This window comes from Burkholderia sp. Bp9015 (assembly GCF_003853505.1).
Taxonomy (GTDB): Bacteria; Pseudomonadota; Gammaproteobacteria; order Burkholderiales; family Burkholderiaceae; genus Burkholderia.
Genome location: NZ_QTPZ01000005.1, coordinates 229306 through 252663 on the forward strand (window position 1 = coordinate 229306; position 23358 = coordinate 252663).

The following is a 23358-nucleotide window of genomic DNA, read 5'->3' on the forward strand; positions in this document are numbered from 1 at the left end:
CCCAACTGGAGGCGACATGAGAACAAGGCGACGCACCGCGGCTTTCGCGGCGACGCTGGCGTTCGCGGCGGCGTGGGCCGGCAGCGCGGACGCGACGGAAAAGCCCGAGGAACTGGTCGTGCAGAAGATGCCGCCGTGGCATCCGCACGCGGTGTACGTCGTGGACATCGCGATGCCGACGATGACCGACGGGCGCATCTTCGTGTACGACGCCGACGCGAAGAAGCTGCTCGGCCAGATCGACGGCGGCTTCGCGCCCGGCCTCGCGATTTCGCCCGACCACAAGACGAGCTTCATTGCGACGACCTATTTCTCGCGCGGCTCGCACGGCACGCGCACCGACGTCGTCGAGATGACCGACAACACGACGCTCGATCACACCGGAGAGATCGTGATTCCGGCGAAGCACGGGCAGCACGTGCCGTCGCCGTACAACACCGCGTTCAGCGCGGACGGCAAGCGGCTGTACGTCGCGAACATCACGCCGGCCGCGTCGGTGACGGTGATCGACGCGGTGTCGAAGCAGGTGCTGTCCGAGATCGACACCGCGGCATGCGTGCTTGCGTATCCGTCGGGGAACGACCGCTTCACCGCGCTGTGCGAAAGCGGCAAGGCGCTCACGGTCACGCTCGACGCGAACGGCAAGGAGGTGAAGCGCACGATGTCCGATGCATTCATCGACGTCGACAACGATCCGGCTTTCATCAACGCGTCGCGCTACCAGGGCGGCTACCTGTTCACGACGTATCACGGCAACGTGCGCAGCGCCGATTTCGGCGGCGCCAGGCCCGCGTTCGGCAAGTCGTGGTCGCTGCTGACCGACGCCGAGCGCGCCGAAGGCTGGCGCCCGGGCGGCATGCAGCAGACGGCCGTGCAGGTCACGCAGAACCGCTACTACGTGCTGATGCACAAGGGTGGTGACGGCACGCACAAGGATCCCGGCACGCAGGTGTGGATCTACGACCTGAAGACGAAACAGCGCGTCGCGCGCTGGGATCTCGCGCAGCAGAAGGTCGATCCGCTCGTGTCGATCCAGGTCAGCGAGGACGACAAGCCGCTGTTCTACGGGCTGACGGGCACGTCCGATCTCGTCGTGATGGACGCGCACAGCGGCAAGCTGCAGCACGTCGAGAAGCAGATCGGCAGTACGCCGACGCTGCTCGTGAACCCGTGAGGTCGCGATGACGCTCGATCCCGTACTCGCCACCAGCGCGCAGGCCGGCGCGGCCGTCGTCGTGTTGCTCGGCGCCTTCGCGAAGATGCGCCGGCCGGCCGCGTTCCGCCAGGCGCTCGCCGGCTATCGCCTGCTGCCCGATGCGCTCACCGCGCCCGCCGCGTTCGCGATTCCGCTCGCCGAAGCCGTCTGCGCCTCGGCGTTGCTGTTTCCCGATACACGCATGACCGGCGCGCTCGGCCTGATCGCATTGCTGCTCGTGTTCGCGGCCGGCATGACGATCAACATCCTGCGCGGCCACACCGACATCGACTGCGGCTGTTCCGGTATTGCCGCGGCCGCGCGCACGGATGCGCCGCGCGGCATCGGCTGGCTGCATGTCGCGCGCGTGCTGCTGCTCGTCGTGCTGGCCGCAACCGCGCTCGTCGAGCCGGGCAGCCGCGCGGTCGTGTGGTTCGACTACCTGACGCTGTTCTCTTCCGTGCTGCTGATCGTCTGCGCGCTGCTCACCGTCGACGTGCTGCTCGCCAACGTACCGCGCCTTTCCCACCTGAGGAATTCATGATGCAAACCGCTCTCACCGTTTCCACCGCCTTGCTGTGGGTCGCCGTGCTCGCGCTCGGCGCGATCTGCCTCGCGCTCGTGCGCCAGATCGGCATCCTGTACGAACGCATCATGCCGGCCGGCGCACTGATGATCGACAAGGGGCCGGCGGTCGGCGCGATCGCGCCCGCCTTCGAGCTGACCGACATTCGCGGCTCGCAGGTGAAGGTCGGCGGCATCGACGCAGCGGGCAAGGCGACGCTGCTGTTCTTCCTGTCGCCGACGTGCCCGGTCTGCAAGAAGCTGCTGCCGCTGTTGCCGTCGCTGCAGGCGAGCGAGTCGACGCCGGTGAACATCGTGCTCGCGAGCGACGGCGATCCCGACGAACACGCGCGCTTCGCGCAGAAGCACGACCTCGCGCGCTTCCCGTACGTGCTGTCGCAGGAGCTCGGCCTTGCGTACCAGATCGGCAAGCTGCCGTACGCGGTGCTGCTCGACGACGCCGGCACCGTGCGCGCGAAGGGGCTCGTCAATACGCGCGAGCATCTCGAGAGCCTGTTCGAAGCGAAAGAGCGTGGCGTCGCATCGCTGCAGCAGTTCGTGCACGGCGATCACGACCACGACGGCCATCAAGAGCACGCGCAGCACGCGTGATCGGCCGACCTTCCTTCAACGTCAACGGAGAACAACGGAATGGGCCTGTTTGATTCATGGTTCGAACGGTCGGCGCGTGGCGTCGCGCAGCATAGTTCGCGGCGCAGCGCGATGGCGAAGCTCGGCAAGGTGCTGGTGGGATCGGCGATGCTGCCGCTGTTGCCCGTCGATCGAACCGCGTATGCGGCCGACGCGGCCTCGGGTGCATCGGCGGCGTCCGGTGCCGCCGCATCGGGCGCGAGCGACGATCCGATGAGCTGCGACTACTGGAAATACTGCGCGATCGACGGCTGGCTGTGCAGCTGCTGCGGTGGTACGTCGAGCAGCTGCCCGCCGGGCACCACACCGTCGCCGATCACGTGGATCGGCACCTGCCGCAATCCGCACGACGGTTCGGACTACATCGTGTCGTACAACGACTGCTGCGGCAAGACGTCTTGCGGCAAGTGCTTCTGCAACCGCAACGAGCGCGAGAAGCCGCTGTACAAGCTGTCGCTGAACAACGACATCAACTGGTGCATGGCGAACGGTAATTCGAATTACCACTGTTCGGTTTCGGTCCTGCTGGGAGCGGCAAAGCAATGAAAGTGAAGCAAGCTGGAAAGATCGTGGCCGCGTGCGTGGCGGCTGCCGCCGGGTTTCTGATGCTGCCGGACGAGGCCGGTGCGCAGCAGGCCGTTCATTACCCGGCGGGCAAGAGCCTGTTCGACGCGCAGTGCGCGGTGTGCCACCAGGCGGGCGGCAAGGGGCAGGACGGCCTCGCGCCGCCGCTGACCGAGTATCCGGGCAAGTACGCGACGGCCGACGCGGGCCGCGCGCAACTCGTCGCGACGCTGTTGCACGGGATGTTCGGCGAGATCGAGGTGCACGAAAAGCGTTACAACTTCAAGATGCCGTCGTTCGCGAGCGCGAGCGATGACGACATCGCGAACGTGCTCAACTACGTCGTGTTCGATCTCAACGACCGGCACGGCGACGCGAAGCCGTTCACGGCAGCCGACATTCGCGCGGCGCGGGCGAAGGAGATGGACGGCACGGCCGTTCACGCGCAGCGTGCGATCGTGACGAAGGGGCTGGGGCTGTGAATGCGGCCGGCATTCGGCGTCGCGGCGGGCGTACGGCGGCGTTGCGGATCGGCTCGTTCGTGACACGCCGTCTGTCTTCGGCGCTGGTGATTGCTGTCGCGACATGTGCGATTGCAGCTCCCGCGCATGCCGACGGCGCGGCCGACGCCACGCTCGCGCGGCAGCACTGGGTCCTCAACTGCATGGGCTGCCACACGGCGACGGGCGGCGGCATTCCGGGCAAGGTGCCGCCGCTCGCGAACTCGCTCGGCTATTTCACGCATCTGCCGGCCGGGCGCGAATATGTGATGCGCGTGCCCGGCGCGTCGAACTCGGCGCTGTCGGACCAGGATCTCGCCGACGTACTGAACTGGGTGCTCACGACGATGAATCGCGATGCGCTGCCGCGCGATTTCAAGCCTTATACGGCTGACGAAATCGCCGCGCGTCGACGGCCCGCGTTTTCCGATGTCGCGACGGTGCGTGCGAGGCTCGTGCGCGAATTGCACGAGCGCGGGATCGACGGTGTGTCCGAGCGCTATTGATTGGCGACGACGGGGCGACGCAGCATGTCGCGGCGCTTCGGTCGCGAACACCGGATTGGCAGCGCGCGGGTTCCGCGCTACGCTCGTCGTCATTGGCCGGCGCAGGCGCCAGGCGGATCGAACGGAGGTTCAAATGGCAATCGAATACTTCGCAGAAAGCAACCCCGTCACGCGAAACCTGCCTCGATCGTTGGCGACCAAAGCCGGCGATCTGGTATTCGTATCCGGTCAGGTGGCGAGAAACGAAGACGGCAGCATCGTTGCCGGCGGGATCGAAGCGCAGACACGTCAGACGTTGAAGAACGTCGCACACGTACTCGCGCTGGCAGGATGCACGCTCGGCGACGTCGTGAAAACCACCGTCTGGCTCGAAGACGCGCGCGACTTCGCCGAATTCAATCGCGTCTATGCGGAGTTCTTCCCCGAGAACAAGCCGTCACGCTCGACGTTGCAGGCGACGAACATGGTCGGCACCAGGATCGAGATCGAGGCGATCGCGTGCAAGCCCTGAGTGCCATCGCGCCACGTCGATGCGGCCGCGTGCCGCTTCAGTGCGGCGGCGACAGCCGTTTGAAGCGGCTCCACAGCTGCTTCAACGTCTGATGATCGGCCGCGGCGCGCGCGGCCAGAAAGCCGCGAGCAAAGCCCGCACCCGGCGCGGCGTCGGGTGACGTGCGAGGCAGCGCTTTCAGAAACTGCTCGGCGACCACGGCATCGTTACGCCAGCCCAGATCATCCTGAAGTTCGGACAGCGCGTCGACGTACGAGCGGACGGCTTGCTTGCGGCACAGCGACGCGAAAAATTCGGTGGCGTACCGGACTTTCTTCGCCGCGATGCGCGCACGGTGACGCCGGTGATCGTCGAGATCGGCCAGCCTCTTGCCGCGTTTGATCAGTTTCCGGTGCCGGCGACGCAGAACTTCGTGAGCAAACGGACTCGCCGGCTGCATGATGGCATCGCGCCGTTCGTCAGGCATCCCGTCCCGCCAGCCCTTTCGGTTCACCCATGACGCGAGCTGTAACGCGAGCCGCGTGTAGCGAACCGATCCGACTGCGGAAGCCGCGCGCTGGCGATTGAGGGCGGCAATGCGCTTGCAGGCGTTCCGCACTGGACGGATCTCGTCCGGATTGCCGTTCGTGCCGGCATGGTCGAGCGTCGCTCCGGCAAGTACTTCCCAGTCGCGCGCGGCGCCGAGCTCGCCGGCGATCCAGCGCAGTTCGTCGTCAAGGCCGGGATACGCGGGAATCACTTTCGCGAACAGGTCGAGCGCCGAACGCAGGCGACGCAGCCCCACCCGCATCTGATGCACGCTCGACGGATCATGGCCGGACTCGACACCGCGTTCGTTGGCGCGGATCTGGTCCAGGCAGTTGCGCACGATCCGGCAGAACGCGTCTTCGATCGAATCGCGCTTCTTCAACTGCACCGGTCGCGCCTTGACGGCCGGCTGGTGCTCGGCGACGAGCAGCCCGTACCCGAGATCGGCCTTGCTCTCGTGATCGATGCGCAATGGCGCGATGTCGAGCAATTCCAGTGCGATGCCGTACAGGTTTTCGGGGCGGCCGCGTTTCAGTTCCAGTTCGATCGCGGCGATCGGGACCGACTTCGAATCCGCGTCGACCGTCCCCTTGTCGAGCGCGACCTCGACTTCGTCGCCGGAAGGCAGGCGCAGCGGTAGAACCCGCCGCTTGATCCGCGTGACGAACACGGGCTGAAGATCCGGTGCCGTGGCCTGGTCGCGAACCAGGCGGCCACACTCGGTGTCATCGGGGAGCGTGTCCCGCAGCCGTGTCAGATCGGGGACGTCGCCGTCGACGGGCGTCTCGAATTCGTCCCGCTCGAACAGGCCGGCCCGGGCCGATCCTTCCAGTTTCAACGTCTGGACTCTGTGGTTGCCGGCCGCACGCACCCGCAGGGAAGCCGCGCACCGGTGAAATGCGAGCGTGGCAGTGTCGAAGTACGTGCTCGTCAGCTGTTGAGTCGCACCGGCGCCGTTGGACGGCGCAAGCAACGGCGCGTGGCGCAACTTGTCGAGGTTCTTTGCGGAAACCCGCAGCTTCAGCTCTCGTTCCATACCGCCTCCGATATGTTGCCGACCATCAGTTCCCCGCCGATCCCCGGGAGTCTTCCCAGTCGTGCCACTCGATTCGATGCATGTCCACATAACGGCTTACCGCTGCGCCGATCGTCGGAAAGAAGTTGTCGTCGCCGAACATGCTGTACATGCCGTAATGTTTGAGGCTGTCCTTGACGGGGCCTTTCAGCTCCGCGAAGACCAGCTTGACCTGCCGCGCGGCAAGTTCAAGATGCAGCCGTTCGAGGACATCGGCAGCCGTGAGGTCGATGTCGGTCACGGGCTCCGCCGCGATGACGATCCAGCGTGCCGGCTCCGGCGATTCATCGACCGCGCGCAACACCCGTTCCCGAAAGATTTCGCCATTCGCGAAAAAGAGCGGCGCATCCCAGCGCAGCAGCACGAGCCCGGGCACGCGCCGCGCGTCCGGATGGCGCGACACGTCGTGATAGCCCTTCGTGCCGTCGACCCGCCCGAGCACGGCATCGTAAGGCCGCCACGCGCGCCATAGAAACGACAGCACGGTGAGCAGCAGTGCCAGCGCAATGCCGTTCACGACCCCGACGGCTGCAACGCCGACGAAGCACGCCACCGCCTGCACGAACTCGCTTTTGCGGAGCCGATAAAGCCGCACGACGCCGCGCACCTCGATCATGTTCACGCATGCCGCGATCACGACGGCGGCCAGCGCGGATTGTGGCGTGTGCGCAAGCGCGCGCGGCGCGAACAGCAGCAGTGCGGCAACGACCGCGGCAGCCACCACGCCCGTCGCCTGCGTCTTCGCGCCCGCCGCTTCCGCGACGGGCGTGCGTGAGCCGCTCGCGCTCACCGCGAACCCTTGCATCAGGCCGGCGGCGAGGTTCGACAGCCCGAGCGCGATGCATTCGTGATTCCGGTCCACGCTGGTGTCGTTGCGCAGTTCGTAGGTGCGGGACAGCACGCTGATATCCGTGAACGAAACGAGCGCGATCGCCGCTGCGCTGCCCGCGAGATGCAGCCAGTCGTCGAAGCTCACGTCGGGGATGCGCGGCACCGGCAGGCCTTGCGGGACCGCACCGACGGTTGCAACGCCGGCGCGCGTCGACAGATCGAACCACATCACCACCGCCGTCGCGCCCGCCACGGCGAGCAGCACACCCGGCATCCTGGGCCAGAGCCGTTTGCACGCGAGTATCAGCGCGAGCGCGGCGACACCGAGTGCGAACGACGTTGCGTTCACCTTCGATGCCGCGATGCCGGCGACCACGTCGCGCACCTGCTCGATGAACGATTCGCCGTTGCCCTTGTAGCCGAGGAGCTTGGGCAATTGTCCGATGCTGATCGTCAGCATGATGCCGTTCAGAAAACCGTACCGGATGGGTAGCGACAGCAGCTCGGTGACGAATCCGAGCCTGAGCACCCCGACCGCGATGCAGATCGCGCCCGCGAGTATCGCGAGCGCGCCGGCAAGGGCCAGCGCATGCGCGGCATCGCCGTGAGCAAGCGGCGTGATGCTTGCGGCAATCAGCGCAACCAGCGCGGAGTCGGGGCCGAGCACGAGGATGCGGCTGGGGCCGAAGAGCGCGTACGCGAGCATCGCGGCAAGCGACGCATAGAGCCCGTTGACGGCGGGCAGGCCCGCTGCGTTCGCGTACGCCATGCCGGCGGGCACGAGCACGGCACTGAGCGTGACGCCGGCAAGCAGATCGTGCGGCAGCCAATGCAATCGATACGTGCGCGCCGCGGCGAGTCCGTTGATCCACCGCAGCAGGCCGGCATCGGGCTTGCGGGGCGGGCGGGCCGTGTGCTGGTGGGCACGGCTTTTGATGTTCATCGCAGGACGTCAGGGAACCCGGGCGGAATCGTTCGTTACGTCCGCCGGTATCGTTAAAGATTATGTTCCCGTGCCCTCGGAGCGCAAGCCCGGTTTCACGATGTTGCGTTTCGACGCGTCGGCCTGACGGTCCGGCTACTTCGCCGAATGCCGGTCCGATCCCGGCTGGCGATGGCCGAAGTGATCGGCGGTGCGATTGAATCGCCCGGCGGGAGCGGAGTCGTCCCCCGTTGTCCGCTACTTGGTCGCGCGATCGCTCGCCTCGCCGAACGAAGCCCGAACTTCGTTCGCCGTCCGGGCGGGCGCCTGCAGATGCGGAAAGTGGCCCAGTTCCGGAAGAATCGAAATGTTCACCCCGTTTCGGTCCGCGTACTCGATGCCCATTTCCTTCTTGATATAGATGTCCTTCCCGCCCCACACAACCTTAACGGGGACTTTCAGCTTTGCCATATTGGCTTCGAAGTAGTCCTGATCCCGGGTGAAGCATGCGTAGTAGTGGAAAAAGGCGTCGGCCGCGGTCAAGTCACCGTCCCATCCCTTCGCCACGTCGTCCATGAATTCCTCGGGCAACGTGTAGCGCTCGTCATCCTCCATGCCCCGGAAGAACGTGTTTGCGAGGATTTCGTCGCGATTCCTGTTCATGGCGGCGCGCACGATATCCGATGAAGGCTTCGACTTCAGGCCTTGCAGGCTTTCGTACATATATTGCGGCCGGTTGAACGGGGCAAAGTCGCCAACGATGATTTCCCGCGCGATATCCGGTTGTTCCAACGCTGCCAGCAGCGCCGGAAGCGCACCGATATCCGTCGCATAAATCAACAGTCTCGAACCATCGATGCCCGACGTACGGATGTAGTCTCGCAGCACACGGGCATAGTCGCTCGGCGCGTACGAAAAGCGATCGGCGCGCGGACGCGACGATTGCCCGTAGCCTGGCCAGTCGAACGCATGCACCTCGTAGTCGGAGGACAGTGATTCGGCAATCGGCTTCCACGCATACATCGTCTCGGGGAAGCCGTGCAGGAACAGCACGATGCCCTTCGATCGTGCGGGGCGGTAGACCATGCGGCGCAGCGTGATGTCGGCATCGACCTGCACGTCGCCGACATCGACCGTGGGTTCCGGCGACGATGGCGCCGGCACGGTCGGGCACGTTGAAGAACCCGCAGCGGCGGCGGGAGAGGCGGGTGTTTTCGTTACGGGTCGAGTCATGATCGAGGATCTCGTTCGGTGCGACATCGCGCGGCACACGGTGCGCTTCGCTGTTTCGAAAGATGGCGGGGTGCAGGGGTTTCTACTGAGCCGCCGGAGGATTCAAGAGCTTGCTCAATGGCTTGAGCGGGCCGATCGGGAGCAGCGTGAACGTCATGAGGTGAGCCTTCCCCAACGGGAGTCGTTCCAGCATTTCATGCGCTTCACCCGTGTCCGTCACGTTCAGGACGAACGCGACCGCGGGCCGGTCCTGCAGGGAATACCACTGATCGATCTTGCCCGCGAGATACAGCTGTGTCGTCTCGCGGACTTCGGTCGGAAGAATGGTCTGGACGTGCTGCATGTCCGTGCCGGGAGGAAACGTACCGATCGCCAGTATCTTCGTGATGGGCGTGGTCGGCAACGCAGCGGAATGTGCCATGGAGACTCCTGCGAAAGCGAGCAGCAAGCAAGCTGCCGTCAAATCAAGAAGAAGGCGTTTCATCCTGCGGCCCCGGGCCCGGTGGCGGGACGGCTGCCGCATTGAGCGCGGCGGCTTCCCGTTCCGATAGATAACACGCGCGAAAGCGCTCGTCCACGCGCTCGCGCATCAATTGCGAGAAGAGTAGTGCGGCATCGAGCGGTCGATGATTGATGACGACGGAATCCGTATCGCCTTGCTCGTTCATATGGGCGACGACCACCGTCTCGATCGGCACGCCATTGATACGTGAACGATAGGATTCCAGATAAAGTTCGTTGCCGATCATGCCTTTGTAAGCATGCTGCTGGAACTCGTAGAGCGAGACCGCGTGCTTGATCACCGAGAGAATGTCGGCTCGCCCGTCGATCGGGCGCTTCAGCACGGTGGCTTCCAGCGTCGCGTTTTCGGCCAGGCGCGCCAGCCACCGCGGTGGACCGTCGGCTGGTGCCATCATCGGGGCCGTGTCGTTGAATTTCATGGCGGTTACTCCTTGCACGCGTTGCGCGTGACACCTGCGTTTGCGGCATCGAGCGCTGCCGCGAGCGCAACGCGTGCCTTTTCTCGGCGCCGTCGCGCAAGGCGCTCGGCGCCCGCGTCGCGCTCCGGTTCGCCCGCGAGCAGCGCGTGGATATCGGGCAGCGTCCAGATCGCGCCGCGCGTTCCCCACGCACCGTCCGGTATCTCGGTCGGAAAGATCCAGACGCGCGGTGCGACATCGTCGAACGGCCGGCCTTCCGCGCGTGCCACGGCTTCCGTGACGCGTCGGACGAGCGAGCGGCGCGATTCGTCGGTGTATTGCCCTTCGGGAACCGAAGGAATGATCCGGTAGCGCACCGTATCGGTACGTTCGCCGCCGATGTAGATCGCGGCCGGCCGGTGCAGATGGAATACGGTCACGCGCTGAACGAGCGGGCTCGCGGGATCGTACCCTTCTGCTTCGATGAGGATATCGGTCAGTTCCCTGATGAGGCGGGCTTCAGCATCGGGCGTCAGTGCGTGGTCGGGCCACATCGCATCGATCATCGGCATGGGATGCTCCTGTTTTCGGTTGATCGGATGGCGCCATCGTCGCGGTTTACGCGGGCGCAGGAAAGTGGCAGCATCGCCACTATTCAAGGAAATTCGGACACGCAATGGCGATCATCCGCATCTGGGTCTATGACGGAATCCTGGCGTCCGGCGTCGCGGGCCCGGTCGATGTCTTCAGCGCTGCAAATCAGTTTCATGCGCGCCGGGCGGAACCGGGCGCGTCGTCCGCGCCGTTGTTCGCATGGCGCGTGGAGTCGCTCGACGGGCAACCGGTGAAGGCGGCGTCAGGTCAGATCATTCCGGTCGACGGCAAGATCGACCCGCGCAAACGAGCCGACGCCGTGCTGCTGACGGCGCCTTTCTTTTCGCGGATCGACGAGTTCCTCGGGCATCGCGAGCAGTTGAGCGAACTGACTTCCGCACTGCGGCGTCAACACAAGGCAGGCGCGATGCTCGCCGCGTATTGCACGGCGAATTACCTGCTTGCCGAGGCGGGCCTGCTGGATGGCCGCGTCGCGACGACGCACTGGGCGAGAGCAGCGGATTTCGCGCGCCGCTATCCGCGTGTCGAAGTCCGCGCGAACGAGCTGCTGCTCGCGCAAGACGGGATCATCTCGGGCGGCTCCGTCACGTCCTATCTGAACCTCGCCGTGCATCTCGTCGAAGCCTGCGCCGGCGGAGAACTCGCGACGATGACCGCGAAGGCGCTGTTGATCGACATGAACCGGACGTCGCAGGCCTCCTTTGCCACGCTTCTCGACGAACACGGGCATACCGACACGCTCGTGGCGCGCGCTCAGCAGCGGATGGAAGCGACATTGCAGCAAGGATTCCGGCTCGGCGATCTGGCGGCATCGCTTGCCGTCAGCGAACGTACGCTCAATCGTCGCTTCAAGGAAGCGGTCGGCCTCGCGCCGTTGACGTATCTGCAGAATCTGCGGGTCGAGGTTGCGAAACGTCTGCTGGAAACACGGCCGATCGGGCTCGAGGACGTGAGTCAGCGCGTCGGTTACAGCGATGTCAGTACGTTCCGGCAACTGTTCAAGCGCAAGACGGGGTTGTCGCCGAGCGAATATCAAGTGCAGTTCTCGCGTGCTGCGGCAAAGAGCGTGCAAGCCGAACCACGCGATCGGCGCGATTGAGCGTCGCGACGTCGCGTTGCCGATCGCAATGGAATCGCGCCGCTCCTGGTGCTCCATTTGTATCCCGAAGTATCTGCAACAGACGCGGATACGTACGCATACACATCGCCGACTTTCCGACAAGAACGGGATACGTTCGCCTGCTCCAATGCGCCAGTCGCGAGCGGAGTGCCGCACCGCGCATTGTCCAAGGAGTGTGTCATGAAAGTCGTCAAGGCCGCCGCTGTCCAGTTCAGCCCGGTGCTCTACAGTCGTGAAGCCACCGTCGCCAAGGTCGTGGAGAAGATCCACGACCTTGGCCGGCAAGGTGTGCAATTCGCCACTTTTCCCGAAACGGTCGTCCCCTATTACCCGTATTTCGCGGCCGTTCAGACGGGCATCGAACTGCTGTCCGGTACCGAGCATCTTCGGCTGCTGGAACAGGCCGTCACCGTGCCGTCCGCCGCGACCGATGCGATCGGCGAAGCAGCACGCAAGGCCGGCATGGTCGTGTCCATCGGCGTCAACGAGCGCGACGGCGGCACGCTGTACAACGCGCAATTGCTGTTCGACGCGGACGGGCAACTGATCCAGCGCCGTCGCAAGATCACGCCGACGCACTTCGAGCGCATGGTTTGGGGGCAGGGCGACGGATCGGGGCTGCGGGCGGTCGACAGCGCCGTCGGCCGTATCGGGCAGCTCGCGTGTTTCGAGCACAACAATCCGCTCGCGCGCTACGCGATGATCGCCGACGGCGAGCAGATTCATTCGGCGATGTATCCGGGTTCGGCCTTCGGGGAAGGCTTCGCGCAGCGCATGGAGATCAACATCCGGCAGCATGCGCTCGAGTCCGGCGCGTTCGTCGTCAATGCAACGGCGTGGCTGGATGCCGACCAGCAGGCGCAAATCATGAAGGACACCGGCTGCGCGATCGGCCCGATCTCGGGCGGCTGCTTCACGACGATCGTGTCGCCCGACGGCATGTTGATGGCCGAGCCGCTTCGATCGGGCGAGGGCGAGGTCATCGTCGATCTGGACTTCTCGCTGATCGACCGTCGCAAGATGCTGATGGACGCGGCCGGTCACTATAACCGCTCGGAATTGCTGAGCCTGATGATCGACCGTACGCCGACCGCGCATGTTCACGAACGCGTCGCGCAGCCGGTGGCCGGATATGACGCGGGCGCGGACGATTGGCGTGCCGCGGCTGCGTGATGCGCGGGCTTGCCCGGCCGTTGCCGAACATTCGGCTTGCCGATCGGGGCCGGCAGTCGTCGCATGAACGCGCATTTTCTTGATCGCAACATGTGCATATGCATGTAAGGGTGCGATGAAATCTTTCCTTGAAAGGTGTGTGATATGAAAACGAACGCTGCCGATGATCGGCCGCTCCTGATGTCGGGCGCCGAAAGCGCGCCTGCCGGTGCCGGTCGCAACGTGACGACGTCGTTGTCGCGCCGGCGCTTTGTCGGTATCGCGGCCGCCGCACTGGCGGCCGGCTCGCTGAGCCGCCTGGCGCTCGCGCAGACCAGCCCGGCAATCGGCACCGCGGAACCCGCACGCGGCGACAGATCGGCGATCCGGCCATTCCGGGTGCATGTGCCCGACGCGCAGCTCGCCGACATGCGGCAGCGCATCAACGCGACGCGTTGGCCGGACCGCGAGACCGTGGCCGACGAGTCGCAGGGCATTCAGCTTGCGACCATTCAGGCGCTCGCGCGGTATTGGGCGAGCGACTACGACTGGCGCAAGTGCGAAGCGACGCTGAATGCGTACCCGCAATTCGTGACCGAAATCGATGGCCTCGACATCCACTTCATCCATGTGCGTTCGAAGCACGAGAATGCGATGCCGTTGATCGTGACCCACGGCTGGCCCGGCTCGATCATCGAGCAGTTCAAGATCATCGCGCCGCTCGTCGATCCGACTGCGTACGGCGCGCCGGCGTCGGATGCGTTCCATCTCGTGATTCCGTCGCTGCCCGGCTATGGTTTTTCGGCGCGACCCACGACGACGGGATGGGGGCCGGAGCGCACGGCGCGCGCATGGGTGACGCTGATGAAACGGCTCGGCTACGCGCGCTTTGCTTCGCAGGGCGGGGACCTCGGCGGCATCGTCACGAACATCATGGCGAAACAGGCGCCGCCTGAGTTGATGGGCATTCATGTGAATTTCCCGGCGTCCGTGCCGGCGGAAATTCTGAAGTCGCTGACGGCCGGCGATCCCGCACCTGCCGGCTTGTCGGACGAAGAGCGGCACGCATATGAACAGCTGAGCGCCAATTTCAAGAGGAAGCGCGGTTACGCGATTGAAATGGGTACGCGCCCGCAGACGTTGTACGGACTCGCCGATTCGCCCGTCGCGCTGGCTTCGTGGCTGCTCGACCACGGAGACGGTTACGGCCAGCCGGCGGCAGCGCTGAGCGCGGCCGTGCAGGGTCGCCCGGTCAACGGCCACTCGGCCGGCGCGCTGACACGGGACGACGTGCTCGACGACATCACGCTTTACTGGCTCACGAACACGGGCGTCTCGGCGGCGCGTTTCTACTGGGAATCGCATGCGAACTTCTTCCTAGCGGCCGACGTCGGCGTGCCGGCGGCGGTGAGCGCGTTTCCGGGGGAAAACTACCAGGCGCCGCGGAGCTGGACCGAGAGGGCTTATCACAATCTGATTTACTTCAACAAACCGGCAACAGGCGGGCACTTCGCGGCATGGGAAGAACCGATGATCTTCGCGAATGAAGTGCGTGCCGGGTTGAGACCGTTGCGCGCGTGACGGGCGACGCGCTCCGCCTCGTTTGCGGCGGAGCGCGTCGACAACGGCGCGGTAGCGTGCATCGATGCGGTCTCGCCGGCTTGTCCGAAATTCAACGGAAGATGGCGATATTGCCTCTTTCGCCGGCTGCGCCTGTGTCCGATCATCCGGCCACTTTTCGTTGCGGAATCCAGAACATGACGGCCAATGCCCACCTCGCGACCGACCTGCTGTTTGCCTATGCAATCTATTTCGTCGGTACCGCGAGCCCCGGACCGAGCAATCTCGCCATCATGTCCATCGCGGCGAATCACGGCCGAAAGGCGGCATTGACGTTCTCGCTTGGCGTCCTGTCGAGTTCGATGTTGTGGGCGAGTGTGGCCGTGCTGGGCGTATCGGCTGCGCTGATCGCGTATGCCCCGTTCATCGTCGCGATCAGGATTTTCGGCGGACTGTATCTCTTGTGGCTTGCATTCAAGTCGGCGCGCAATGCGCTCGGACGGGTGCCGCCCGCCGTATCCGAAACGGCGCGAACGCCGACGTTGACCAGCATCTATTGCCGCGGTGCGATGCTTCATCTCATCAATCCGAAGGCGATCCTCGTGTGGGTTTCGATCGTTGCGCTGTCGTCCGGCGGCACCCGGCAGTCACAAGGTGCACTGGTCGTGGGTTGTGCGGCCATTGGGTGCGGCGTGTTCGCCGGTTATGCATGGCTGTTTTCCATGGAGCCGGTTCGAAGGATCTACATGCGAACCCACAAGGCACTGGACGGGTGTCTGGCCGTCGTATTCGGGGTCGCTGGGATCAGGTTGCTGGCATCGCGTCCATAGCGCGGCTACCCGTCGCGCGCACGACACCGGATGTGCCGTGCATGAGACAAGCGCCGAAATTTCCAACGAGCGGACAGCTTTCGTTAGAATCGTTCGTCTATCAGAGAAAAGCAGCGTTGCATCGGCGCAGCGGCATCCGCTCATGAACACCGCTCGCGCTCATCCCATGTCCTTTACCGGAGGCGAACGTGCCAGGATTACTTCCCGATGTCGACCGCGACGGGCTTCTCGAATACTCGGTCGTGTACACCGACCGGTCGATCAATCACATGTCGCAGCGCTTCCAGGGCGTGATGCGCGACATTTCCGCTGCGCTGAAGAAGGTCTACAACGCGAAGGCGGTCGCAATCGTCCCGGGCAGCGGGACGTTCGGCATGGAAGCCGTGGCCCGGCAGTTCGCGACGAACAGGAAGTGCCTCGTCATCCGCAACGGCTGGTTCAGTTTCCGCTGGTCGCAGATTTTCGACATGGGCAGCATTCCGTCCGAGTCGATCGTGCTGAAGGCGCGTCCGGTCGAAGCGGGCAGACAGGCCGCCTTTGCGCCGGCGCCGATCGATGAAGTCGTTGCGGCGATTCGCGAGCACAAGCCGGATCTGGTGTTCGCGCCGCACGTCGAAACCGCGTCGGGGATGATGCTGCCCGATGCGTATCTGCGTGCGGTCGCCGACGCCGTGCATGCGGTCGGCGGCATGTTCGTGCTCGATTGCATCGCGTCCGGCACGATCTGGGTCGACATGGAGGCGAGCGGTGTCGACGTGCTGATCAGCGCACCGCAAAAGGGCTGGAGCGCGTCGCCCGGCTGTGCGCTGGTGATGCTCGGTGCGCTCGCCCGCGAGCGCATCGATGCGACGACGAGCACCAGTTTCGCGTGCGATCTGCGCAAGTGGCTGCAGATCATGGAAGCGTACGAAAACGGCGGGTTCGCGTATCACGCGACGATGCCCACGGACAGCCTCGCGACGCTGCGCGACGTGATCAAGGAAACGGACGCGTACGGCTTCGACAAGGTGAGGGCGGAACAACTGGAGCTCGGCACGCGGATTCGTGCGTTGCTCGCCGAGAAGGGGTTCCGGAGTGTCGCGGCCGAAGGCTTCGAGGCACCGGGCGTCGTCGTCTGTTATACCGATGACGACGATATCCGGTCCGGCAAGAAATTCGCCGATGTCGGCATGCAGATCGCGGCCGGCGTGCCGTTGCAATGCGATGAGCCGGCGGATTTCAAGACTTTCCGGATCGGCTTGTTCGGGCTGGACAAGCTGAATGATGTCGATGCGGCGGTTGCGCGGTTCGCGAGTGCGCTGGAGCGGGTGCTGTAGCGCGTTCTGTAGCGCGTCGCCGATCCAGGCATGAATTGCGGCGCATGACGTGACGAGATCGATCCGATCACGGGTCACCGATGCGCCGCGTTTTCCGAATGCCGCCGCGATTGTCCGGCGCGGTCGGCACATAGTCATTTGCGTGACCGTTCGGCTCCGTTCACGACATTCAGCCGGTCCAGGTGCCTACGTTGATGCACGGGGACGCGTTGCTGGTTCCTGCCTCAATGCTTCGGCGATATCCAATGCTGCTTTTTGCAGCTCGGGCACATAGCGGCGAGTGGCATCTTCGAGACTTACCGCGCGCGACAGGAAGACGACATTGAGACTGGCGATCACGCGTTCGTCCGCGCTGATCGCGACTGCCACCGCGCCGATTTTCGCCTGCGCGGTCCAGTCGCCGTGATTCGATCCGAAACCATCCTCGCGCACACGCCGGATCAGCTTGCGCACGAGCGTATCGTTTCTCGCGAGCGCCTGTTGTTCTTCACCGCCCGCGCCGGAGCGCAACAGGTCCAGAATATCCTCGCGCTCCTCATCGGGGCACATGGCGAAGTAGGCGCGGCCCGCAGCCGTCAGCAACATCGGCAAACGCCGCCCTACCATCGCGCGATGAAACGACAGCCGGCTGAAGCGGTGCGTCGTCTCGCGGATGATCATCGCGTCGCCATCGGGCGTGGTCAGATCGGATGGCCACGCGACGCGCTGCAGCAGCTGCCCCATGATCGGCGGCGCCACGGTGGCGATGCGCTCGGTATCGGTGAAGCCTTCGCTCAAGGAACGCACGGCGAGCGTCAGGCGGAAGCTGTCGTCCGATGTGCTGCGGCGCACGAATCCTTCCTCCATCAACGTTTCGAGCAGGCGGCGCACCGTAGTGCGATGCAGGCCGGTCAGATCGGCGATCTGCTGACTCGTCGCGCGTCCGTTTTCCATCGCATTCAGAGCCCGCAGTACCTGGAGGCCGCGCGCCAGTCCGCGCACGTTCGTGTAGGTCGTCACGGAAAAATCCCATTGAAATCAATAATGTGCATTCTATGCACATTCCGGAGATTTTGTTGAGGGTGTTTTCCGCCGTCCATAAACTGCGCTCATAAGCTGAACGATCGAGAGCCAGGCGCTTCGTCGGTTCAGCACATCGGACAAGCCCAGTCAGGAGACAAGCATGCGCCCCGCCTTTGAACCGGCGGCCGGCAACGGCCGCGCTCATCCTCACGAAACGACACATCGTTCGATCGACGCAGATGTCGCCATCATCGGCGCGGGCCCGGTCGGCCTGATGATCGCGAACATTCTCGGCCTGCAGGGCGTGCGCGTCGTCGTTATCGAGAAGCTCGCGCAGATCATCGACTATCCGCGCGCCATCGGCCTCGACGACGAAGCACTGCGCGTATTCCAGTCGGTCGGCCTTGTCGACGAGCTGCTGCCGCACACCACGCCGAATCACTGGATGCGCTTCACGCTGAAAGGGAAGTGCTTCGCGTCGATCGAGCCGCGCACCGACGAGTTCGGCTGGCCACGCCGCAATGCCTTCATCCAGCCGCTCGCCGATCAGATTCTGTACCGCGGTCTCGGGCGTTTCGGGAATGTATCGACGCTGCTTGGCCACAGCGTCGACAGCTTCGCGCAGGACGAGAGCGGGGTGACCCTCGACGTGACAGACGCGAACGGTGCGAAGACAACGATTCGCGCCGCGTACATGGTCGGCGCGGACGGCGGCAACAGTTTTGTGCGCCGCGCGCTCGACGTGCCGTTCGAAGGCCGCACGAAGCCGAATCAATGGATCGTGATCGACGTGCGCAACGACCCGATCGGCTCTCCGCATGTCTATCTGCATTGCGACGCGCGGCGTCCCTACGTTTCGGCGGCGCTGCCGCACGGCATCCGGCGCTTCGAATTCATGGTGATGCCGGGCGAGACGGAGGAGGAACTGTCGAAGCCGGAGAACATGGCGGCGTTGGTGCGCGGGGTCGTCGACGATCCTGACAAGGTCGACTACATTCGCCGGCGGGTCTATACGCACAACGCGCGGCTCGCGAGCACGTTCCGCGTCAAGCGCATCCTGCTCGCGGGGGACGCAGCGCACATCATGCCGGTGTGGCAGGGGCAGGGCTACAACAGCGGCATTCGCGACGCGAGCAATCTCGGCTGGAAGCTTGCGATGGTCGTGAAAGGCACCGCGCACGACGCGCTGCTCGGTACCTACACGACGGAGCGGCGTGCCCATGCGCGCTCGATGATCCACCTGTCGGAAGTCGCGGGCGATATCTTCGCGCCGACGAGCTTCTTCGGATCGAAAGTGCGTGACGCGTTCGTGCGCTGCTTCGATGTGCTGCCCTCCATGAAGCGCTATTTCGTCGAGATGCGCTTCAAGCCGATGCCGCGCTATGAAGAGGGCGTCGTGCTTCTGGCGCGACGCACGCGGTCCGAAGGGCTGCTCTCGCGCATGATCGCGAAGCGCGGACACGGCGCGTTCGGCAGGCTGGTCGGTTTGATGAGCGAGAAACGTGAATCGCTGATCGGGCGGATGGTGCACGGCCGCGATGCGCAGGCTGGCACTCCTGTGGGTCGCATGTTCATCCAGCCACGCGTGCGTCTGGTGGATGGCAGCATCGTCCGGCTCGACGATGCGATCGGCAACCGCTTCGCGATCGTGGGGTGGGGCACGGACCCGACCTTCGGCCTGACTCCCGAGGCACGCCGCATCTGGAACGCGCTTGGGGGGTGTTTCGTGATCGCGAAGCCCGACCCGCAGCTCGCTTTCCACGACGACGTGCCCGACGACGTGATCGCCGTTGGCGATGTCGACTCACGCCTGCGCGACTGGTTCGCGCGCGTGCCCGAATCGGTCGTGCTGTTGCGGCCCGACCGCTTCGTGGCCGGCATGTGCTCGCCGCAATGTGTATCGGGTTGCGTGTCGCAGCTTGCGCAACGGCTGTCGCTTGTGATGGCAACGGGCGCGACGGCCAATGGCGCGACGTTCGCGCACGCCGCCGACCTGGTAGGGGCCTGAGATGCCGATTCATCTCGAATGCATGTCGCACACGCCCTTGCACGGGTATTTCGACCCCAGTCCGGAAGTCGTCGCGGAAGTCGAACTGGTGCAGCGCGCGGCGCGCGAGCGGGTCGATGCGTTCGATCCGGAGCTGGTGATCGTGTTCGCGCCGGACCACTACAACGGATTTTTCTACGACGTGATGCCGCAGTTCTGCATCGGCGTGAGTGCGACGGCCATCGGCGATTTCGGCAGCGCGGCCGGCCCGTTGCCCGTCGCGCGCGATGTGGCGCTCGCGCTCGCCGATGCCGCACTCGCGAGCGATATCGACGTAGCCGTTTCGTATCGCATGCAGGTCGATCACGGCTGCGCGCAGGCGCTCGAGGTACTCACCGGTGGCATCGACCGTTATCCAGTGGTGCCCGTTTTCATCAACTCGGTTGCGCCGCCGATGGCGTCGTGCCGCCGCGCCCGGCTGCTCGGCGATGCGATCGGCCGTGCCGTCGCGCGCATGCCGCGGCGCGTGTTGCTGATCGGCTCGGGCGGTATTTCGCATGAGCCGCCGGTGCCGGAAATCTCGGGCGCGGACGATGTCGTCGCGGAACGGTTGATCGCGGGGCGCAACCCGTCGCCGGAGTCGCGCAATGCGCGGCAGTCGCGCACCGTCGCGGCGGCCAAGGCATTCGCGGCGGGTGACAGCCGGCTGCATCCGCTCAATCCCGCATGGGACCAGAAATTTCTCGAACTGCTCGAACGCGGTGAACTCACCGCCGCCGATGGCTTCATGAACGAAGCGATCACGCGTGAGGCAGGCAAGTCCGCACATGAGATCCGCACGTGGGTTGCGGCATTCGGTGCGCTTGCGGCGAGCGGTCGTTACGAGGCATCGATCGATTACTACCGTGCGATTCCGGAATGGATCGCGGGCTTCGGCGCGATGCACGCGCGAGAACGGACTCTTTCCAGGAGATAGAACCATGTCGGATGACAGCAACATTCTTTCGATGGCCGCGCGCCTGCGTGAGGCGCAGTCCTTGCGTCGGACGATCGCGCCACTGCGCGATACGTGTCCCGAAGGCGATCCGGCACTCGCGTACGCGATCCAGCAAATCAACAACGACTTGCGCGCGGCGAACGGCGAGCGCATCGTCGGCAGGAAGATCGGCCTGACTTCGCCCGCGGTGCAGAAGCAACTCGGCGTCGATCAGCCCGACTTCGGCGCGTTGTTCGCGTCGATGGCTTACGGCGACAGCCAGCCGATGCCGCTCGCATCGTTGATTCAGCCGAAGGTCGAAGCGGAGATCGCACTCGTGCTCGAACGCGACCTGACCGCCGAGAAACACACCTTCGCGGATCTGATCTCGGCGACCGCGTATGCGGTGGCCGCGATCGAGGTCGTCGACAGTCGCATTCGCGACTGGGATATCCGGTTTTTCGACACCGTCGCGGACAACGCGTCGAGCGCGCTGTTCGTGCTCGGTAGCCGGCCGGTGCTGCTGCGCGATATCGAGCTGAGCGCGTGTGCCATGACGCTCACGCAGGACGGCGAAGTGCTTTCACGCGGCAATGGAAGTGCGTGCCTCGGCAATCCACTGAATGCGGCTGCGTGGCTCGCGGATCGGATGGTTCGACTCGGCACGCCGCTGCGCGCCGGCGACATCGTGCTGACGGGTGCGCTCGGCCCGATGGTCGCGGTGAACGCGGCCGGCACTTATACGGCACACATCGAAGGGCTCGGCGGTGTGCGCGCCAGTTTCAGCGAATGACGGACGGAGACATTTCCATGGCAGCAGACAACACCAAGTGCAAAGCCGCGATCATCGGATCGGGCAACATCGGCACCGACCTGATGATAAAGATCATGCGTCGCAGCCGGCATCTCGAGGTCGCGGCGATGGTCGGCATCGATCCGGCCTCGGACGGTCTCGCGCGCGCGGCGAAGCTCGGCGTGGCGACGACGCATGACGGCGTGGAAGGGCTTGCGCGCCTGCCCGTGTTCGACCAGATCGACTTCGTTTTCGATGCGACGTCTGCCGGCGCACATGTGGCGAACGACGCGTTCCTGCGCACGCTCAAGCCAGGCATCCGCATGATCGATCTGACGCCCGCTGCCATCGGCCCGTACTGCGTGCCGGTGGTGAACCTCGACGCGCAACTCGATGCGCCGAACGTGAACATGGTCACGTGCGGCGGACAGGCGACGATCCCGATGGTCGCGGCAGTGTCGCGGGTCGCGAAGGTGCATTACGCGGAGATCGTCGCGTCGATCAGCAGCAAGTCGGCGGGACCTGGCACGCGCGCCAACATCGACGAGTTCACCGAGACGACGTCGAAGGCGATCGAAGCGGTCGGCGGTGCCGGCAAGGGCAAGGCGATCATCGTGCTCAACCCGGCCGAGCCTCCGCTCATGATGCGCGACACGGTCTATGTGCTGTCCGAAGCGGCAGACCGGACGCTGATCGAAACGTCCGTCGATCAGATGGCCGCGGCGGTCCAGGCCTATGTGCCCGGCTATCGCCTGAAGCAATCCGTGCAGTTCGACGACATCCCCTCCGCTGCGCCGTTGCATATTCCCGGACTCGGCCGTTTCAGCGGACTGAAGACCTCGATCTTCATCGAAGTGGAAGGCGCGGCCCATTATCTGCCGGCCTACGCGGGCAATCTCGACATCATGACTTCCGCCGCGCTGGCAACGGCCGAACGCATGGCTGCGTCGCTCGTGAACGCCTGAAGCAAGGAGCACTCGATCATGGACAAAAAACTCTATATCTCCGATGTGACGCTGCGCGACGGCATGCACGCGATCCGTCATCAGTATTCGATTCAGAACGTGCAGGACATTGCCCGCGCGCTGGATGAAGCGAAGGTCGACAGCATCGAGGTCGCACATGGCGACGGCCTGCAGGGTTCGAGCTTCAACTACGGCTTCGGCGCCCACAGTGATCTGGAATGGATCGAGGCGGTAGCCGATGTGGTGAAGCACGCGAAAATCGCGACGCTGCTGCTGCCCGGCATCGGCACGATTCACGACCTGAAGGCCGCGTACGACGCGGGCGCGCGTGTCGTACGTGTCGCGACCCATTGCACGGAAGCGGACATTTCCAAGCAGCACATCGAATATGCGCGCAGCCTCGGCATGGATACCGTCGGCTTTCTGATGATGAGCCACATGACCGCGCCCGACCACCTCGCTATCGAGGCGAAGAAGATGGAAAGCTACGGCGCGACCTGCGTGTACGTGGTCGATTCCGGCGGCGCGATGAACATGAACGACATCCGTGCGCGCTTCAGGGCGCTCAAGGCCGTCCTTCGCCCCGAGACCCACACGGGCATGCATGCCCATCACAACCTGAGCCTCGGCGTGGCCAACTCGATCGTTGCGGTCGAGGAGGGGTGCGACCGCATCGATGCGAGCCTGGCGGGCATGGGTGCGGGAGCGGGCAATGCCCCGCTCGAAGTGTTCATCGCGGCGGCCGAGCGCCTTGGCTGGCATCACGGCACCGATCTCTATCGCCTGCTCGATGCGGCCGACGATATCGTCCGCCCGTTGCAGGACCGACCGGTGCGGGTGGACCGCGAAACGCTCGCGCTCGGCTATGCGGGCGTGTATTCGAGCTTCCTGCGGCATTCTGAAATCGCGGCGAAGAAGTACGGCCTGAAAGCCGTCGACATTCTCGTCGAGCTCGGCAAGCGACGCATGGTGGGCGGTCAGGAAGACATGATCGTCGACGTCGCGCTCGATCTGAAGAAGCGCGAAGCACGCGCCTGAACCA

The 23358-nt window shown here is 64.7% G+C and carries 24 protein-coding genes; 17 read left to right on the forward strand and 7 right to left on the reverse strand.

Going from position 1 to position 23358, the window contains the following annotated elements:
• Positions 1-16 precede the first annotated feature (16 nt).
• The 7 genes from DIE12_RS08420 (at position 17) to DIE12_RS08450 (ending at position 4491) form a co-directional block, all read left to right on the forward strand.
• Positions 17-1174 carry an amine dehydrogenase large subunit gene (locus tag DIE12_RS08420; protein WP_124521508.1) on the forward strand — a complete coding sequence of 386 codons (1158 nt, stop codon included), beginning with the start codon at positions 17-19 and terminating at the stop codon, positions 1172-1174.
• Between the two features lie 7 nt (positions 1175-1181).
• Complete coding sequence (locus DIE12_RS08425; RefSeq protein WP_124521510.1) at positions 1182-1739, forward strand: MauE/DoxX family redox-associated membrane protein; 558 nt, start codon at positions 1182-1184, stop codon at positions 1737-1739.
• On the forward strand, positions 1736-2371 hold the full coding sequence (mauD, locus tag DIE12_RS08430; protein ID WP_124521512.1) for a methylamine dehydrogenase accessory protein MauD: 636 nt from the start codon (positions 1736-1738) through the stop codon (positions 2369-2371). Before DIE12_RS08425 ends, mauD begins: the two co-directional genes overlap by 4 nt.
• Before the next feature lie 39 nt (positions 2372-2410).
• Positions 2411-2956, forward strand: coding sequence for a methylamine dehydrogenase light chain (locus DIE12_RS08435; RefSeq protein ID WP_044847763.1), 546 nt, complete (start codon positions 2411-2413; stop codon positions 2954-2956).
• Positions 2953-3456: a cytochrome c gene (locus DIE12_RS08440; RefSeq protein ID WP_124521514.1), complete on the forward strand. Its 504-nt coding sequence runs from the start codon at positions 2953-2955 to the stop codon at positions 3454-3456. The genes DIE12_RS08435 and DIE12_RS08440 overlap by 4 nt, the downstream gene beginning before the upstream one ends.
• A 41-nt stretch (positions 3457-3497) precedes the next feature.
• Positions 3498-3980, forward strand: a complete 483-nt coding sequence (locus tag DIE12_RS08445; protein ID WP_185500327.1) for a cytochrome c — start codon at positions 3498-3500, stop codon at positions 3978-3980.
• A gap of 133 nt (positions 3981-4113) precedes the next feature.
• A complete protein-coding gene (locus DIE12_RS08450; protein WP_044847766.1) occupies positions 4114-4491 on the forward strand; it encodes a RidA family protein in 378 nt (125 codons plus the stop codon).
• Positions 4492-4528: 37 nt separating this feature from the next.
• Here the strand turns inward: DIE12_RS08450 and DIE12_RS08455 are convergent, their stop codons facing one another.
• From DIE12_RS08455 to DIE12_RS08480, 6 genes are all read right to left on the reverse strand, one after another.
• The gene (locus DIE12_RS08455; RefSeq protein WP_124521517.1) at positions 4529-6055 is read right to left on the reverse strand and encodes a CYTH and CHAD domain-containing protein; all 1527 of its coding nucleotides are present in this window, start codon (positions 6053-6055) and stop codon (positions 4529-4531) included.
• 25 nt (positions 6056-6080) lie between these two features.
• On the reverse strand, positions 6081-7868 hold the full coding sequence (locus tag DIE12_RS08460) for a SulP family inorganic anion transporter (RefSeq protein ID WP_124521519.1): 1788 nt from the start codon (positions 7866-7868) through the stop codon (positions 6081-6083).
• A 237-nt stretch (positions 7869-8105) separates the two neighbouring features.
• Complete coding sequence (locus tag DIE12_RS08465; protein WP_124521521.1) at positions 8106-9080, reverse strand: alpha/beta fold hydrolase; 975 nt, start codon at positions 9078-9080, stop codon at positions 8106-8108.
• 82 nt (positions 9081-9162) lie between these two features.
• The gene (locus DIE12_RS08470; RefSeq protein WP_124521523.1) at positions 9163-9501 is read right to left on the reverse strand and encodes a muconolactone Delta-isomerase family protein; all 339 of its coding nucleotides are present in this window, start codon (positions 9499-9501) and stop codon (positions 9163-9165) included.
• Positions 9502-9544: 43 nt separating this feature from the next.
• On the reverse strand, positions 9545-10021 hold the full coding sequence (locus tag DIE12_RS08475; RefSeq protein ID WP_124521525.1) for a hypothetical protein: 477 nt from the start codon (positions 10019-10021) through the stop codon (positions 9545-9547).
• Positions 10022-10026: 5 nt separating this feature from the next.
• Positions 10027-10572 (reverse strand): tautomerase family protein, encoded by a 546-nt coding sequence (locus tag DIE12_RS08480; protein WP_124521527.1) that lies wholly within the window; start codon positions 10570-10572, stop codon positions 10027-10029.
• Positions 10573-10676: 104 nt separating this feature from the next.
• On the opposite strand from DIE12_RS08480, the gene DIE12_RS08485 reads away from it, so the two are divergent.
• The 5 genes from DIE12_RS08485 to DIE12_RS08505 all read left to right on the forward strand — a co-directional run bounded on the left by DIE12_RS08485 (position 10677) and on the right by DIE12_RS08505 (position 16593).
• Complete coding sequence (locus DIE12_RS08485; RefSeq protein WP_044847771.1) at positions 10677-11714, forward strand: GlxA family transcriptional regulator; 1038 nt, start codon at positions 10677-10679, stop codon at positions 11712-11714.
• Between the two features lie 201 nt (positions 11715-11915).
• Entirely contained in the window at positions 11916-12908 is a 993-nt protein-coding gene (locus DIE12_RS08490) for a carbon-nitrogen hydrolase family protein (protein ID WP_044847772.1), read from the forward strand.
• Positions 12909-13088: 180 nt separating this feature from the next.
• On the forward strand, positions 13089-14468 hold the full coding sequence (locus DIE12_RS08495) for an epoxide hydrolase family protein (RefSeq protein WP_124521562.1): 1380 nt from the start codon (positions 13089-13091) through the stop codon (positions 14466-14468).
• Positions 14469-14644: 176 nt separating this feature from the next.
• Entirely contained in the window at positions 14645-15277 is a 633-nt protein-coding gene (locus tag DIE12_RS08500) for a LysE family translocator (RefSeq protein ID WP_124521529.1), read from the forward strand.
• 188 nt (positions 15278-15465) lie between these two features.
• A complete protein-coding gene (locus tag DIE12_RS08505; protein WP_124521531.1) occupies positions 15466-16593 on the forward strand; it encodes an aminotransferase class V-fold PLP-dependent enzyme in 1128 nt (375 codons plus the stop codon).
• 186 nt (positions 16594-16779) lie between these two features.
• On the opposite strand, the gene DIE12_RS08510 is transcribed toward DIE12_RS08505, so the two are convergent.
• Positions 16780-17592 (reverse strand): DNA-binding transcriptional regulator, encoded by an 813-nt coding sequence (locus DIE12_RS08510; RefSeq protein ID WP_124521533.1) that lies wholly within the window; start codon positions 17590-17592, stop codon positions 16780-16782.
• 163 nt (positions 17593-17755) lie between these two features.
• On the opposite strand from DIE12_RS08510, the gene DIE12_RS08515 reads away from it, so the two are divergent.
• Genes DIE12_RS08515 through dmpG form a run of 5 tightly spaced genes read left to right on the forward strand, consistent with a single transcriptional unit; the run spans position 17756 to position 23354 of the window.
• Positions 17756-19603, forward strand: a complete 1848-nt coding sequence (locus DIE12_RS08515; RefSeq protein WP_124521535.1) for a bifunctional 3-(3-hydroxy-phenyl)propionate/3-hydroxycinnamic acid hydroxylase — start codon at positions 17756-17758, stop codon at positions 19601-19603.
• A 1-nt stretch (position 19604) separates the two neighbouring features.
• Positions 19605-20558 (forward strand): 3-carboxyethylcatechol 2,3-dioxygenase, encoded by a 954-nt coding sequence (locus DIE12_RS08520; protein ID WP_124521537.1) that lies wholly within the window; start codon positions 19605-19607, stop codon positions 20556-20558.
• 4 nt (positions 20559-20562) lie between these two features.
• Entirely contained in the window at positions 20563-21351 is a 789-nt protein-coding gene (gene mhpD / locus DIE12_RS08525) for a 2-keto-4-pentenoate hydratase (protein ID WP_124521538.1), read from the forward strand.
• Positions 21352-21368: 17 nt separating this feature from the next.
• The gene (locus DIE12_RS08530; RefSeq protein ID WP_124485186.1) at positions 21369-22316 is read left to right on the forward strand and encodes an acetaldehyde dehydrogenase (acetylating); all 948 of its coding nucleotides are present in this window, start codon (positions 21369-21371) and stop codon (positions 22314-22316) included.
• Positions 22317-22331: 15 nt separating this feature from the next.
• Positions 22332-23354, forward strand: coding sequence for a 4-hydroxy-2-oxovalerate aldolase (dmpG, locus tag DIE12_RS08535; RefSeq protein WP_311766323.1), 1023 nt, complete (start codon positions 22332-22334; stop codon positions 23352-23354).
• The last annotated feature ends 4 nt before the right edge of the window (positions 23355-23358 follow it).